The sequence below is a fragment of the Actinomadura decatromicini genome (assembly GCF_008121305.1).
GTDB lineage: Bacteria > Actinomycetota > Actinomycetes > Streptosporangiales > Streptosporangiaceae > Spirillospora > Spirillospora syzygii.
Genome location: NZ_VSRQ01000007.1, coordinates 221,819 through 235,131, shown reverse-complemented (window position 1 = coordinate 235,131; position 13,313 = coordinate 221,819). Strand labels below are relative to the sequence as shown.

Genomic DNA, 13,313 nt, shown 5'->3' with positions numbered 1-13,313 from the left:
GCCGGGCCGCGCCGCGGGGCAAGATCGTCCCGCCGGACGGGTCAGCCGCGGGTCGTGATGACCTCGTCGATCAGCCCGTACTCCTTGGCCTCGGCGGCGCCGAAGTACCTCGTCCGGTCCAGGTCGGCGCGGACCGTGGCGGGGTCGCGGCCGGTCGCCTCCGCCACGATCGCCTCGGCCTGCTCGCGCAGCCGCAGGATCTCGCGGGCCTGGATGTCGAGGTCGGTGGCGTAGCCGCGGGACACCTCGATCGCGGGCTCGTGCAGCACGATCCGCGCGCCGGTCAGCGCCTGCCGCCGGCCGGGCTCGCCTGCCGCCAGCAGGATCGCCGCCGCCGACCCGGCCTGCCCGACGCAGGTCGTCTCGATCGGCGGCCGGACGTAGCGCATCGTGTCGCAGATCGCCAGCATCGCCGTCAGCGACCCGCCCGGCGAGTTGATGTAGAGGGCGATGGGACGGTCGGGGTCCATCCCCTCCAGCGCCAGGAGCTGCGCGGTGATGTCGTTGGCGCTGACGTCGTCGACCGGCGTGCCGAGGAAGACGATCCGGTCCTCGAAGAGCTTGTTGTAGGGGTCGGTCTCCTTGCGGCCGTAGCTCGTCCGCTCCTCGAACGACGGGACGAGGGTCCGGCGTTCCGCGCGTGTCATGTGCCCACCCGGTCGGTGCTGTCGATGACGTGGTCGACGAAGCCGTAGTCGCGGGCCTCGTCGGCGGTGAACCAGCGGTCGCGGTCGCTGTCGGCCTCGATGCGCTCCAGCGGCTGCCCGGTGTGGAACGCGGTCCGCTCGGCCAGGGTCCGCTTGAGGTACAGCGACTGCTCGGCCTGGATCTTGATGTCGGACGCGGTGCCGCCGATCCCGCCGTGCGGCTGGTGCATCATCACCCGCGCGTGCCGCAGCGCGTAGCGCTTGCCCGCGGTGCCGGCGCACAGCAGCGTCTGGCCCATGGACGCCGCCATGCCCATCACGACCGTGGATATGTCGTTCGGGACGAACTGCATCATGTCGTAGATCGCCATGCCCGCGTCGACGACGCCGCCGGGGGAGTTGACGTAGATCGTGATGTCGCGCCGGGAGTCGTGCGCGGCGAGCAGCAGGAGCTGCGCGCTGACCCGGTTGGCGAGCTGGTCGTCGATCTCGCTGCCGATGAACACGATGCGCTGCGCGAGGAGCCGCTCGAACAGCTGCGCCTCGGCGAGGTGCGGCATCTCGGTGACGCTGGCCCGTGTCCTGCCCACGTAGGTCCTGTTCAGCCGCTCGCCGGGCTGGTCGCCGTCCCATCGCATCGGTCCGCCGGTCACGTGATCCTCCTTGATCATCTGTACATTTCGTACACTACGTACGTGAGCACGCTAGCGCGCTGTCGCTGAAGGCGACCAGGGGAGAGCGGGGAGTTTCGCTATACGATGAATCACGTGGATGTTCCGGTAACCGAAGCACGTGCCCAGTTCGCGGATCTGGTGAACCGGGTCGCCTACACGGGCGAGCCCGTGAAGCTGACGCGCCGCGGCCGGGTGATGGCCGCGCTGGTCTCCCCGGAGGACCTGGAGCTCCTGGAGATGGTCCGGTCGCAGCGTCTCGACCTCCAGGTCGGCGGGACGGTGCCGCCCGGGCAGCCGTCGCGGCCCGCCGAGCGTCCCGGCCCGTCGGGGCCGTCGCGGCCGATGCGGATCGCGGCCGAGTACCGCCCGCCCGGCTTCAACCGCTGACGGGCCTCGACCGCCGACGGGGCAGTCGCTCCCGGCGGCGGCCCGCCTTAGCAGGGCCCGCGTCAGGAGGGGCCGGGCCACTGGCCGCGGGACGACATCACGTCCCGCAAAGCCAGCAGCTCGTCGGTCATGATGCCGTCGACGCCGAGGTCGAGCAGCCGGCGCATGTCGGCGGGCTCGTTCACCGTCCAGGCGTGGACCTGCAGGCCGAGCTCGTGGGCGCGGGCGACGAACGCCTCGGTGACGAACGGGACGGGCCCGAGCCCGTAGGGGACCTGCGCGCAGGCGACGCCGGTGGCGGCGAGGCGGATCAGCTTGGCGGCCGGGCCGCCGTAGGACTTGGCGCGCAGCGCCATCACCCCGCGCGGGCCGAGCGCGGTGCACACGTCGCGGTCGGTGAACAGCGGCAGCCGGGCCCGCATCTGGGCCAGGCGGCGGGTGGAGAAGGACGTCAGGCACACCCGGTTCCACGCCTTGGCGCGGTGCAGCGCCGCCGCGAGGGGGCCGATGACGGGCGCGTCCTTGAGGTCGATGTTGACGCGGGCGTCCGGGAAGGACGACAGCAGCTCCTCCAGCCGCGGGATGGGCTCGGTGCCGCCGATGCGGGCCTTGGCGACCTCGGCGTAGGGCAGCTCGGCGATGACGCCCTTGCGGTCGGTGACGCGGTCGAGGGTGCGGTCGTGGAAGGCGACGACGACGCCGTCGGCGGTGGCGTGCGCGTCGGTCTCCAGGTAGCGGTAGCCGAGGTCGACGGCGCGCTGGAACGCGGCCATGGAGTTCTCTGGGCGGCCGCCCGCGCCGCCGCGGTGGGCGAACGGGATGGGTCCGGGGTGGTCGAGGAACTCGTACGAGCGTCGCACCCGTCCGATTATGTCGGACGAGGAGGTCACGACGGACCTTACTGCGTAAAGGCCCGTGCCGTGCGACGTCGATGCTACGGTCGGCCGCGGCAAACGATCGGCTAAGGAGCAGGCGTGGCGGACGTGAACGAGTACAGGGCGACGTTCGAGCTGGTGGACGTCGACGGCGACGGCTACATCTCGACGGCCGAGCTGAAGAACCTCATGGCGAAGCTCGGCCAGGACACGACCGACACGCGCGTGGTGGAGGTGGTCGTGGCCGCCGACGCCAACCGCGACGGCAAGATCTCCCTGGACGAGTTCACGGCCCTGATGGAGGGCGCCGCCGCCCGCCCGTGACGGCGCCCGTGTCGCGGGTTCTCTGCCCCGGGGGCCCGGTCAGGCGCGGCGGCGGAGCCGGAGGGCGTTGTCGGTGCGGGTCATGACGCGGCCGTCCGGCGCGGTCTGGACGCGCTCGTGCTCGCCGCTGCGCAGGACGTCCCACTCCTCGTCCGGGAGCGCGAGCGACGCGAGGACCTCGTCGGCGGTGGGCAGGTGGGCGCCGGGGTGGGCGTCGGGGTCCCAGGGCGGCGGCCCGGCGTGCCCGACGATCAGCAGCGTGCCGCCGGGAGCGACGGCCGCGGCGGCGGCGCGCAGGATCTCCTCGCGCGGCATGCCCTCGTGCGGCGAGTGCAGGAAGTGCGCGGACACCAGGTCGTAGGAGCCTTCGGGGAAGGATTCGGCGAGGTCGCGGCGCTGGAGGTCGACGCGGTCGGCGACGCCGGCGTGCTCGGCGTGGCCGGCGGCGCGGTCGAGCGCGACGCTGGAGATGTCGGTGGCGGTGACGCGCCAGCCGCGGCGGGCGAGCCAGATCGCGTCCGCGCCCTCGCCGCAGCCGAGGTCGAGCGCCGTGCCGGGTTCGAGGTCGGCGATCTCCTCGACGAGGACGGCGTTGGGCTCGCCGCTCCACAGGTGGTCGTGCTCGGCATAGCGGGAGTCCCAGAACTCCTGGCCGTCAGTGGGTTCGTCCATGCCGCGATGGTGCCCGGACGAGGGCCCGTCCCGGTAACGGCGTTGCCGTTTCCGCAAAACCGCGCGGGTCAGGACGTCCATTCGCGGCGGCGGGCCTCGGCGAGGGCGATCGCGGTGGCGACGGCGACGTTGAGGGAGCCGACCCGTCCGATCTGGGGGATGTAGGCGACTGCGTCGGCGGCGGCGAGCAGGGCGGGGGAGCAGCCGTGGTCCTCGCCGCCGACGGCGAGGCAGACGTCGCCGTCCAGGGGCGCCTCGTGCAGCGGCACGGCGTCGCCGGTGAGCTCGACGGCGACGAGCCGCATGCCCTCCTTGCGGACGGCGGCCGCGGCGTCGGCGGCGGACCCGGCGTGCTCCCAGGGGACGAGCCGCAGCGTGCCGAGCGCGGTCTTGTCGACGCCCTTCTGCGTCGGGGGAGTGGCGTTGCCGGCGAACCAGACGCGCTCGACGCCGAACGCGGCGGCGCTGCGGACGATCGACCCGGTGTTGAACGGCTGGGTGACCGACTCGACGAGCAGGCCGAGGCGGGCCTCGGTGCGGCGGCGCCAGTCGCGGTTGAGGCGCTTGACGTCGGTGCCGCGCAGCTGCCGGCGTCCGGGGGTGGTCGGGCCGCTCATCGGGTGGTGCCTTCCGTGTCGGGTTCGGGGCGGGCCGTGACGCGCAGGACCCGGTATCCGGACCGGGACGCGACCCGTTCGGCGGGGAGGCCCTGGCCGTCCAGCCAGCGCTGCAGGGAGTCGGAGCCGAGGTGCCGCTGGACGACGAGGTGCGCGGCCCCGCCGGGGGTGAGGCGGGGGAGCCAGGCCAGGAGGAGGTCGTGCAGGGCGTTCTTGCCGACGCGGATCGGGGGGTTGGACCAGATCGCGGCGAAGCGGAGGCCGGGGTCGATGTCGTCCGCCACCCTGAACCTTACATTGTCAAGGCCAGCGGCTTGTGCATTACCCTCAGCCAATTCCAAGGCCCTGCGATTAACGTCTACGCCCCAAACCATCGACTGGGGAGAGCGTTTCGCGAGGGTGAGGGCGATGGGCCCGTACCCGCAGCCGAGGTCGAGGAGGTCGCCGGTGGGCGGCGGCGCGGGGACGGTCTCCAGGAGGATGCGCGTGCCGGGGTCGATCCGGTCGGGGGAGAACACGCCGGCGTCGGTGCCGAGCCGCAGGTGCAGGTCGGGCAGGACGAGGTCGACGGTGCGGCGGCGGCTCGCGGTGCCGGGCCGTTCGGCGAAGTAGTGTTCCCCCACGTCGGCCGACCGTACCAGCGTCGCGCGGGTACCGGCGCCGCCGCCGGGGCGGGCGCGCTAGGGCAGGCGGGAGAACCAGGCGAGGGACGCGCCGCCGGCGGCGAGCGCGAAGATCAGCGCGATGCCGAGGTAGCGGGCGGCGACCTCGCGGTGCTCGGTCTTGAAGCCGAGCGAGGTGCCGATGTTGGCGTAGACCTCGCGGAGCTGCCCGGCGTCGGCGGCCTCGTAGGACTTGCCCTCGGTGCTGTCGGCGAGGGCGCGCAGGGTCTCCTTGTTGACCGAGACGCTGGTGGTCTCGCCTTCGATGTCGACGGTGCCGTAGGGGGTGCCGAAGGCGATGGTGGAGACGGGGACGTGGGCGCCGCGGCTGGCGTCGATGGCCTCCTGGACGGAGCGTCCGGTGGTGTTGTCGCCGTCGGAGAGCAGGACGATGTGGGCGGGCGGGGGGTCCTGGCTGGCGTCGGCGTCGAAGGAGCGGATGGCCTGCAGGGAGGTGAAGACGGCCTCGCCGATGGCGGTGCGCTTGGCGAGGACGAGCTGGTCGATGGAGGCGATGGCGGCGTCGCGGTCGGCGGAGGGCGCGGCGATGAGGTTGGCGTTTCCGGCGAAGCCGACGACGCCGACGTTGAAGCGGGCGGGGAGTTCGTCGATGAACTTCTTGGCGGCGCCCTTGGCTGCGTCGAAGCGGCTTGGGGGGACGTCCCTGGCCATCATGGAGAGGGAGACGTCGATGGCGACCATGATGGTGGCGCGGTCGCGGGGGACCTTGACGGAGTCGGCGGGGCGGGCGAACCCGATCATCATGAGGGTGATCATGATGAGGAAGAGGGCGGCGGCGACGTGCCGGCGCCAGCCGGGGCGGCGCGGGGCGACCTGGGAGAGCAGGGCGAGGTTGGTGAAGCGGACGGCGTAGCGGCTGCGGCGGAGCTGGAGCAGGGCGTAGCCGGCGGCCAGGAGTGGGAGCAGGCCGAGCAGCCAGAGGCGTTCCGGTGAGAGGAAGGTCATGGGCGCGCTCCCGCGGTGGAGACGGGCCGGCCTGCGGCGCGGCGCTGGCGGAGGGCGAAGCGGGCGATGTCGGCGATCCAGTCGCGGTCGGTGCGCAGGACGAGGTGGTGGGCGCCGCTGCGGCGGAGGGCGTCGCGGGTGCGGGCGCGTTGGGCGGCGGCCGCGGCGGCGTAGCGTTCGCGGGTGCGGCGGTTGAGGACGATCTCGTGGACGGCGCCGGTCTCGGGGTCGGTCATCTCGACGAGTCCGACGTCGGGGAGGTCGAGTTCGCGGGGATCGATGATCTCGATGGCGAGGACCTGGTGGCGGGTGGTGAGGCGGCGGAGGGGCCGTTCCCAGTCGGGGTGGGCGTGGTGGGCGTGGGCGGCGGGGAGGCCGGTGGGGTCGGTGCCGTCGGGGGCGAGGAAGTCGGAGATGATCACGCGGAGGCCGCGGCGGGTCTGGCCGCGGTCGAGGGCGGCGATGGCGGCGGGGAGGTCGCGGGGGGAGGCGGTGCCGGTGCGGGTGGTGCCGGGGGTGGTGTCGTCGACGGACTGGGCGTCGAGGACGGCTTGGAGGAGGGCGTAGAGGGCGGCTTTGCCGGTGCGGGCGGGCCAGCGGCGCATGCCGTCGTGGTGGAGGAGGTAGGCGCCGACGCGGTCGCCGAGGCGGACGGTGAGGAAGCCGACGGCGGCGAGGGCGGCGACGGCGAGGTCGCGTTTGGTCATGGCGGCGGTGCCGAAGTCCATGCTGGGGGTGAGGTCGGCGAGGGCCCAGGCTTCGAGTTCGTGGTCGGCGATGAGGTCGCGGACGTGGGGGGTGGTGGTGCGGGCGGTGACGGCCCAGTCCATGTGGCGGACGTCGTCTTCGCCGGGTTGGTAGAGGCGGGCTTCGGCGAGTTCGGTGCCGGGGCCGGGGAGGAGGCCGAGGTGTTCGCCGTTGAGGAGGCCGTCGAGGCGGCGGGTGACCTGGAGTTCGAGGCGGCGCAGGGTGCGTTCGGGGGCGAGGTGGGCGAGTTTGCCGCTGCGCCTGCGTCCGGTGGCGGGGTGGCGGGGGGTCATGCGGTGGTCACCGCTGCGGATCCGTGGTTCCACACGACGCGTGGCGGGGGGACGGCGGTGACGATCTGGGTGATGACGTCGGCGGCGTCGACGCCGTCGGCGAGGGCGTCGAAGGTGAGGACGAGGCGGTGGGACATGACGTCGCGGGCGACGGCGCGGACGTCGTCGGGGAGGACGTAGTCGCGTCCGGACAGGAGGGCGAGGGCGCGGGCGGTGGCGGCGAGGCCGAGGGTGGCGCGGGGGCTGGCGCCGATGTCGATGACGCCGCGGAGGTCGGGGAGTCGGTATTGGTCGGGTTCGCGGGTGGCCATGACGAGGCGGACGATGTAGTCGGCGATGAGTTCGTGGACGGAGACCTCTTCGGCGGCGCGTTGGAGTCCGGCGAGGCGGTCGGTGTCGAGGGTCTGGGCGGCTTCGGGTGGGTCGACGCTCATGCGCTGGAGGATCTGGAGTTCCTCGTGGGCGGCGGGGTGGTGGACGTCGATCTTCATGAGGAAGCGGTCGCGTTGGGCTTCGGGGAGGGGGTAGACGCCTTCGGATTCGATGGGGTTCTGGGTGGCGAGGACGATGAAGGGTTTGGGGAGGGGGTAGGTGTTGCCGCCGAGTGAGACCTGGCGTTCGGCCATGACTTCGAGGAGGGCGGACTGGACTTTGGCGGGGGCGCGGTTGATCTCGTCGGCGAGGACGAAGTTGACGAAGACGGGGCCGAGTTCGACGTCGAACTGTTCGGTGGAGGGGTGGTAGATGCGGGTGCCGACGATGTCGGAGGGGACGAGGTCGGGGGTGAACTGGAGGCGGGCGAAGGTGCCGCCGACGACTTGGGCGAGGGTGCCGACGGCGAGTGTCTTGGCGACGCCGGGGACGCCTTCGACGAGGCAGTGGCCGCGGGCGAGGAGGGCGACGACGAGGCGTTCGACCATGTGGTCTTGGCCGACGATGACCTTCTTGACCTCGGCGAGGGTGTTCTGCAGGAGGGCTGCGGCCTCGTCGACGTCGGTGGCGGCGATGGTCATGACGGGTTTCCCCTCGGTGTCCGTCGGGTGCCTGGGCTGGGCGCGTTTTCGACACTACGCGATCACTTGTACCCGTTCGTTGGGGATACGTGCGCGTTGCCGGTGATCGGTTCGGGTGGGGCGGTGGGCGGGGGGCGGGAGGCCCGTGGGGTGGGGCCGGGTCGTGTCTTCGGGCTGATCGTAGGGCGTGGTTGTTAGGGTTGCGGCCATGTCGAGGCCGTTGCCCCCGGGTGATCCTGACCGGTTGGGGCCGTTCCGTTTGTCGGCGCGTTTGTCGGAGTCGGCCGCCGGGATCGTGTTCCTGGGGGTGGACGGTGCGGGGCGGCGTGCGAGTGTGGCGGTGTTGAACCGCGGGGCGGCGGGGGACGCGGCGGCGCGGGACCGGTTCCGTGCGGCGATCAACGCGGCGGTGCCGGGGCGCGGCGGGCCGGGTGGGGCGCCTGGGGGGCCGGGGGATGCGTCGCCGGTGGTGGCGGCGCAGCCGGATGGTCCGGCGCCGTGGGTGGCGACGTCGTATGAGGCGGATCGTGCGGGTGCGGAGCGGTTTCTGGAGCCGGTGGTGTTCCAGGGGTCGGGGCGTGGGTGGTGGGGTGGTCGGCGTCGGCGGGGGCCGCAGTTCCAGCCGTATTGGCTGGGGTCGGGGGCGGAGCCTGCGTTGGAGCGGCCGGAGCCGCCGCCTGGTGAGTTGGGTCCGGGGGGTGTGGCGGGGCCGGTGGTGGAGCGTCCGCCGGAGCGGGGTCTGGTCGGGGGTGTGCTGGGGCTGGCGGCGGGGTTGCTGGTTCTGGCGTTGTTGATGGGTGTGCTGTTCGCGTGTCAGCCGGAGGCGAAGGAGCCGCCGCCTCCGCCGCCGGAGCCGACGCCGTCGTTTCCGGTGCCGTCGCGGTCGCCTGGGGGGACGGGTCCGGGGTCGCCGAGTCCGCCGCCGTCGTCGGCGCCGGGTCAGCCTGGTAGGTCTCCGTCGCCGGGTGCTCCGAGTCCGTCGCCGTCGGGCGGCGGCGGGGGTGAAGGCGGTGGTGGCGGTGAGGACGGCGACGGCCCCCTCTAGCGGCGTGTAGGGGCGCGGCGACGCTGGGAAAGGGTTTGCCCGGCTTTGCCGGGTCGGGTGAGCATGGGGGGATGCTGGGGAGTCTGCTCGCGTTCGCGGGCGCGGCGGTGCTGATCGCGATGGCGCCGGGGCCGAGCACGGTGGTGATCATGCGGGCGTCGCTGCGGTCGGGTCGGCGTGCGGGGCTGGCGACGGTGCTGGGGAACGAGACCGGGGTGCTGGCGTGGGGTGTGGCGGCGGCGGTGGGGCTGTCGGCGCTGCTGGCGGCGTCGCGGCTGGCCTATGACGGGTTGCGGATCGTGGGCGCGGCGGTGCTGGTGTGGTTCGGGGTGCGGGCGTTGTGGCATGCGCGCCGCCGGGTCCCGGACGGCGTCGCCGCGGACGCCGATGACGGTCCTGAGGCGGGGGATTCGGCGGGGCCGTCGGGGTGGCGGTGGTACCGGCTGGGTCTGGTGACGAATTTCGCCAATCCGAAAGCCGGGGTGTTCGCGGTGTCGTTCCTGCCGCAGTTCGTGCCGGACGGGTCGTCGGTGCCGGTGGTGCTGCTGGGGTTCTCGGTGCTGTGGGCGTTGATCGATCTGGCCTGGTACGCGGTGGTGGTGTGGCTGGTGGGGGCGGCGAAGCGGGTGCTGGGGCGGCCGGCGGCGCGGCGGCGGCTGGACCAGGTGTCGGGTGTGGTGCTGGTGGGGCTGGGCGTGCGGCTGGCCGCCGAGACACGTTGAAGATTCCGTTGAAGGTTCCACCGTTTTGGCACATTTTCATGATCGCCCAATGGGGGCGGGTGGCCGTAGCCTAGGGCGGTGACCGCACTGGATGAACTGGCCGACCGGTACGTGGACGCGTTCGCAGCGCTGGACCCCTGCCTGGCGGCGATGATGGGGATCTCCGGGCAGGACGCGCGGCTGACCGACTACGGCCCGGACGGCGTGGCGGCCCGCGCGGAGCTCGCGCGGCGGACGCTGGCGGAGCTCGCGGGGACCCCGGTGGAGGGGGACGCGGGGCGGATCGCCGCGGCGGTGCTGCGGGAGCGGCTGGAGGTGGACGTCGCGCTCGACGAGGCGGGCGTCCGCGAGGGCTATCTGGACACCACGGACGGTCCGGTGCAGCGGCTCCGGACGGCGATCGAGCTGCTCGACCAGGGCAAGGACAGCGACTGGGACGCGGTGCTGGCGCGGGTGTCGGCGCTGCCGGGGGCGCTCGGCGGGTTGCGGGACGCTCTGGAGCGGGCGTGCGACCGGGGGCGGGTGTCGGCGCGGCGGCAGGTGCTGCGCAGCGCGCGCGAGTGCCTGGACGTCCCGGCGTATCTGGGTGAGCTGGCGGGCCGGTACCAGGTTCCGGACGGTCCGCTGCGGGGCGCGCTGGACGCGGCGGTGGAGTCGGCGTCGGCGGCGCTGGGGGAGTTCGCGGAGTTCTTGACGGATGAGCTTGCGGGCCGGGCGCCGGAGCGGGACGCGCTCGGCGCGGACCGGTACCGGTTGGGCGTGCGGGACTTCCTCGGCACCGACCTCGATCTCGCCGAGACCTATGCGTGGGGCTGGGAGGAGCTGGCGCGGGTCGAGGCGCAGATGGCGGAGGCGGCGGAGGCGATCCTGCCCGGTGAGCCGCTGCCCGCGGTGGTGGCGGCGCTGGACGCCGACCCGGCGCACCGGATGCGGGGCGCGGAGGCGTTCCGCGCGTGGATCCAGGAGCTGGCGGACCGGGCGATCGCGGACCTGGACGGGGTGCACTTCGACATTCCGGAGCCGCTGCGGCGGATCGAGTGCCGGATCCCGCCGGTGGAGGCGGGCGTGTACTACCTGGCCCCGGCGGAGGACCTGTCGCGTCCGGGGACGGTGTGGTGGACGGTGGACGACCCGTCGGCGGACATCGTGACCTGGAGCGTTCCTGCGACGATGTTCCACGAGGGGGTCCCCGGACACCACCTCCAGCTGGGCGTGACGACGCTGAACCCGGTGCTGAACCGGTTCCAGCGGGTGTCGAGCGAGCTGCATCCCGGGCACTGCGAGGGCTGGGGCCTGTACGCGGAACGGCTTATGGACGAACTCGGCCACTACCCGGATCCGGCGCACCGGCTGGGGATGCTGGCGGGCGGTCAGCAGTTCCGCGCGGCCCGCGTCATCTTGGACATCGGCATGCACCTGGAGCTGAAGATCCCGGCGGGGACGGGGTTCCACGAGGGTGAGCGGTGGACGCCGGAGCTGGGCCGGGAGTTCCTGGCGGCGCACGCGGGCCCCCGGTCGGGCGCGGAGGTGACGTTCGAGATCGACCGGTACCTGGGGCGCCCCGGGCAGGCGATCGCGTACAAGCTGGGGGAGAAGATCTGGCTGGAGGCGCGGGAGGCGGCGCGCCGCCGGGCCGGCGCGGCGTTCGACCTGAAGGACTTCCACCGCCGGGCCCTGGACCTGGGCCCGATGGGCCTGGACCTGATGCGCGCCGAACTCGCCCGCCCCTGACCGGCGACCGGCCGCGGCCGGCCGCGCCCGGTCGGGCGGGCGGGTCAGACCGCTCAGACGGGTTCGGCGCGGTTCGGCCGGGCGGGCGGGGGGACGGCGTCGATGCCGGTCTCGCGGAGCCAGCGGCGCGCGTCGCGCCACCGCCCCTCCCCGGACTCCTGCCCGGTCTCTTGGCCGGTCTCCTGTGATGTCCCGGGCGGGGCGTCCGGCGAGCCGCCGGGGCCGGGGGCGGCGCTGCCGACGTGCCCGGCGCGGGCGTCGCCGGGCTCGACGATCCGCTTCTCGTAGTGGGGCGGCCAGCGCAGCAGCATGCGGCGGCCGCAGGTGGGGCAGGCCCACTCCTCCAGCCCGGACTCCTCCGTCCGGACCATCCGCATCTCGTGCGTCCTGTACACGGCGGGGCCTCCTCGACCTTTGCGTCCCGGTCGCCCGGGTTGAAGAGTTGATTGCCCACGTCAAACGGGATAAACGGGATGGCAAGCACCTTTACGTGCAGGTCACGCCCGGCCCGTCGCCGGGACACGGGTCGTTCACGCGCGTCCATCCCCTGGTCAGCTCCCGGTAGGCCCCGTTTCGCGCCGTTCTCCGCGCCGGTCCGCGGCAGGGGTGCGTAAAAATCGTTTGGGGACGGCACGGGCCCCGTTTTAGGGTGGTCCGCATGTGCGCTTTTTACGACAGCGCGGCGCGGGCGATCGTCTCCGCCGCCGTCGCCGTCCGGCTGCGTGAGCGTCGCCCCGCCCTGGACCGTCCAGGCCGCGCCGGCGCTTGACCCACCCGGCGGGCTCCCGACGCCCGCCCGGTAACACTCCGTGTGACGTGACGCGCCCATGCCGCGCCCGTCCACGTCCGTGCGCGTCAGGCGAGCGCCGCGTCCGGTGAACGCCGGCCGCCGCCTCGCAGCGCCGTGCGCCGTCCGCGCGACGCCGCCCGTTCGCGCGTCTCCCGCCTTCTGAAGTGCGGAGCGCGCTGATCGCGCCGCCGGTGTCCGCGCCGTTCCCGCCTGCCGTCGTCCAGGGCCTTCGAGCGTCCCTCGACCGCCCGACCGGCCCGTCACGGGCCGGGGACCCAGGACACGGTGACCGTGAACCGCACCCCGAACCACACCACGAACGACCCCGCGAACCGAACCGCCCGCGCCCGGCGCGGCTCCGCGCGCGGGCGGGCCCGCCGCGAGCTGTCGCAGAACTTCCTCGCCGACCCCGAGATCATCGCCCACTACGCCCGAGCCGTCGGCGACGGGCCCGGCGGGCTCGTCGTGGAGGCGGGCGCCGGCGACGGCCGCGTCACCGCCGCGCTCGCCGGGCGCGCCCGCCGCGTCATCGCCTACGAGATCGACCCGGTGATGGCGGCGCGGCTCGCCGACCGGTGCGCGGGCCTGCCGCACGTGACCTGCGTCACCGGCGACTTCCTCCGGTCCGACCCGCCGCGCGGCCGGTTCCACCTGGCCGGGAGCATCCCGTACGCGGCCACGTCCCGGATCGTCGGGTGGGCCCTGGACGCGCCGTCGCTGGCGTCGGCGACGCTGATCGTCCAGCGGGAGTACGCGCGCAAGCGCACCGGCGACTACGGGCGGTGGAGCCGCCTGACCGTGCGGACGTGGCCGGAGTTCGGGTGGCGCCTCGGGCGGCGGATCGGCCGGGACCGGTTCCGTCCCGTCCCGCGCGTGGACTCGGCGGTGCTGCGGCTGGACCGCCGCCCCGTGCCGCTGCTGCCCGCGGCCGCGATGGGCGCCTACCTCGACTGCGTGGACCTGGGGTTCACCGGCGTCGGCGGGACGCTGCGCGCGTCGCTGCGCACCGCCCACCCGGCCCGGCGGGTGGACGCCGCGCTCCGCGCCGCGGGACTGCCCCGCGGCGCGGTCGTCGCGCACGTCCACCCCGACCGGTGGGTGGCGCTGGTCCGCGCCCTGCACCCCTCCCTCAGCGGCTAGGAGGGGCG

General features: G+C 73.8%; 15 protein-coding genes. 5 read left to right on the top strand and 10 right to left on the bottom strand.

The genetic code is table 11. The features are described from left to right. Window positions 1-41 precede the first annotated feature (41 nt). Both FXF68_RS30775 and FXF68_RS30770 read right to left on the bottom strand, forming a co-directional pair. On the bottom strand, window positions 42-647 hold the full coding sequence (locus tag FXF68_RS30775; RefSeq protein WP_148765372.1) for an ATP-dependent Clp protease proteolytic subunit: 606 nt from the start codon (window positions 645-647) through the stop codon (window positions 42-44). Continuing rightward, on the bottom strand, window positions 644-1,207 hold the full coding sequence (locus FXF68_RS30770) for a ClpP family protease (RefSeq protein ID WP_187438209.1): 564 nt from the start codon (window positions 1,205-1,207) through the stop codon (window positions 644-646). Before FXF68_RS30770 ends, FXF68_RS30775 begins: the two co-directional genes overlap by 4 nt. Before the next feature lie 207 nt (window positions 1,208-1,414). On the opposite strand from FXF68_RS30770, the gene FXF68_RS30765 reads away from it, so the two are divergent. Next, a complete protein-coding gene (locus FXF68_RS30765; protein ID WP_148765370.1) occupies window positions 1,415-1,708 on the top strand; it encodes a type II toxin-antitoxin system Phd/YefM family antitoxin in 294 nt (97 codons plus the stop codon). 62 nt (window positions 1,709-1,770) lie between these two features. Here FXF68_RS30765 and FXF68_RS30760 read toward each other — a convergent pair whose 3' ends face one another. Further along, complete coding sequence (locus FXF68_RS30760; RefSeq protein ID WP_148765368.1) at window positions 1,771-2,568, bottom strand: glycerophosphodiester phosphodiesterase family protein; 798 nt, start codon at window positions 2,566-2,568, stop codon at window positions 1,771-1,773. A gap of 114 nt (window positions 2,569-2,682) precedes the next feature. Here FXF68_RS30760 and FXF68_RS30755 point away from each other — a divergent pair, with 114 nt between their 5' ends. Further along, complete coding sequence (locus FXF68_RS30755; RefSeq protein ID WP_148765366.1) at window positions 2,683-2,907, top strand: EF-hand domain-containing protein; 225 nt, start codon at window positions 2,683-2,685, stop codon at window positions 2,905-2,907. 39 nt (window positions 2,908-2,946) lie between these two features. Here the strand turns inward: FXF68_RS30755 and FXF68_RS30750 are convergent, their stop codons facing one another. The 6 genes from FXF68_RS30750 to FXF68_RS30725 all read right to left on the bottom strand — a co-directional run bounded on the left by FXF68_RS30750 (window position 2,947) and on the right by FXF68_RS30725 (window position 7,877). Further along, the gene (locus FXF68_RS30750) at window positions 2,947-3,579 is read right to left on the bottom strand and encodes an SAM-dependent methyltransferase (RefSeq protein WP_148765364.1); all 633 of its coding nucleotides are present in this window, start codon (window positions 3,577-3,579) and stop codon (window positions 2,947-2,949) included. 68 nt (window positions 3,580-3,647) lie between these two features. Next, complete coding sequence (locus FXF68_RS30745; protein ID WP_148349217.1) at window positions 3,648-4,196, bottom strand: TrmH family RNA methyltransferase; 549 nt, start codon at window positions 4,194-4,196, stop codon at window positions 3,648-3,650. Next, window positions 4,193-4,819, bottom strand: a complete 627-nt coding sequence (locus FXF68_RS30740) for a class I SAM-dependent methyltransferase (protein ID WP_148765362.1) — start codon at window positions 4,817-4,819, stop codon at window positions 4,193-4,195. Before FXF68_RS30740 ends, FXF68_RS30745 begins: the two co-directional genes overlap by 4 nt. Window positions 4,820-4,876: 57 nt before the next feature. Further along, entirely contained in the window at window positions 4,877-5,824 is a 948-nt protein-coding gene (locus tag FXF68_RS30735) for a VWA domain-containing protein (RefSeq protein ID WP_148765360.1), read from the bottom strand. Beyond that, window positions 5,821-6,864: a DUF58 domain-containing protein gene (locus FXF68_RS30730; RefSeq protein WP_148765358.1), complete on the bottom strand. Its 1,044-nt coding sequence runs from the start codon at window positions 6,862-6,864 to the stop codon at window positions 5,821-5,823. The genes FXF68_RS30735 and FXF68_RS30730 overlap by 4 nt, the downstream gene beginning before the upstream one ends. Then, window positions 6,861-7,877, bottom strand: coding sequence for an AAA family ATPase (locus FXF68_RS30725; RefSeq protein ID WP_148765356.1), 1,017 nt, complete (start codon window positions 7,875-7,877; stop codon window positions 6,861-6,863). The genes FXF68_RS30730 and FXF68_RS30725 overlap by 4 nt, the downstream gene beginning before the upstream one ends. Window positions 7,878-8,993: 1,116 nt before the next feature. On the opposite strand from FXF68_RS30725, the gene FXF68_RS30715 reads away from it, so the two are divergent. Together FXF68_RS30715 and FXF68_RS30710 are read left to right on the top strand one after the other, a co-directional pair. Then, window positions 8,994-9,644, top strand: coding sequence for a LysE family translocator (locus FXF68_RS30715; RefSeq protein ID WP_148765352.1), 651 nt, complete (start codon window positions 8,994-8,996; stop codon window positions 9,642-9,644). A 78-nt stretch (window positions 9,645-9,722) separates the two neighbouring features. Further along, a complete protein-coding gene (locus FXF68_RS30710; protein WP_148765350.1) occupies window positions 9,723-11,375 on the top strand; it encodes a DUF885 domain-containing protein in 1,653 nt (550 codons plus the stop codon). Between the two features lie 53 nt (window positions 11,376-11,428). On the opposite strand, the gene FXF68_RS30705 is transcribed toward FXF68_RS30710, so the two are convergent. Further along, on the bottom strand, window positions 11,429-11,770 hold the full coding sequence (locus FXF68_RS30705) for a hypothetical protein (RefSeq protein ID WP_148765349.1): 342 nt from the start codon (window positions 11,768-11,770) through the stop codon (window positions 11,429-11,431). A 686-nt stretch (window positions 11,771-12,456) separates the two neighbouring features. On the opposite strand from FXF68_RS30705, the gene erm reads away from it, so the two are divergent. Beyond that, window positions 12,457-13,305: an ErmE/ErmH/ErmO/ErmR family 23S rRNA (adenine(2058)-N(6))-methyltransferase gene (erm, locus tag FXF68_RS30700; protein WP_148765347.1), complete on the top strand. Its 849-nt coding sequence runs from the start codon at window positions 12,457-12,459 to the stop codon at window positions 13,303-13,305. The last annotated feature ends 8 nt before the right edge of the window (window positions 13,306-13,313 follow it).

Coding starts and splice junctions, on each gene's coding strand:
- FXF68_RS30775 (WP_148765372.1), bottom strand. CDS start 647: ATGACACGCGCGGAACGCCGGACCCTCGTCCCGTCGTTCGAGGAGCGG.
- FXF68_RS30770 (WP_187438209.1), bottom strand. CDS start 1,207: ATGCCGCACCTCGCCGAGGCGCAGCTGTTCGAGCGGCTCCTCGCGCAG.
- FXF68_RS30750 (WP_148765364.1), bottom strand. CDS start 3,579: ATGGACGAACCCACTGACGGCCAGGAGTTCTGGGACTCCCGCTATGCC.
- FXF68_RS30745 (WP_148349217.1), bottom strand. CDS start 4,196: ATGAGCGGCCCGACCACCCCCGGACGCCGGCAGCTGCGCGGCACCGAC.
- FXF68_RS30735 (WP_148765360.1), bottom strand. CDS start 5,824: ATGACCTTCCTCTCACCGGAACGCCTCTGGCTGCTCGGCCTGCTCCCA.
- FXF68_RS30730 (WP_148765358.1), bottom strand. CDS start 6,864: ATGACCCCCCGCCACCCCGCCACCGGACGCAGGCGCAGCGGCAAACTC.
- FXF68_RS30725 (WP_148765356.1), bottom strand. CDS start 7,877: ATGACCATCGCCGCCACCGACGTCGACGAGGCCGCAGCCCTCCTGCAG.
- FXF68_RS30715 (WP_148765352.1), top strand. CDS start 8,994: ATGCTGGGGAGTCTGCTCGCGTTCGCGGGCGCGGCGGTGCTGATCGCG.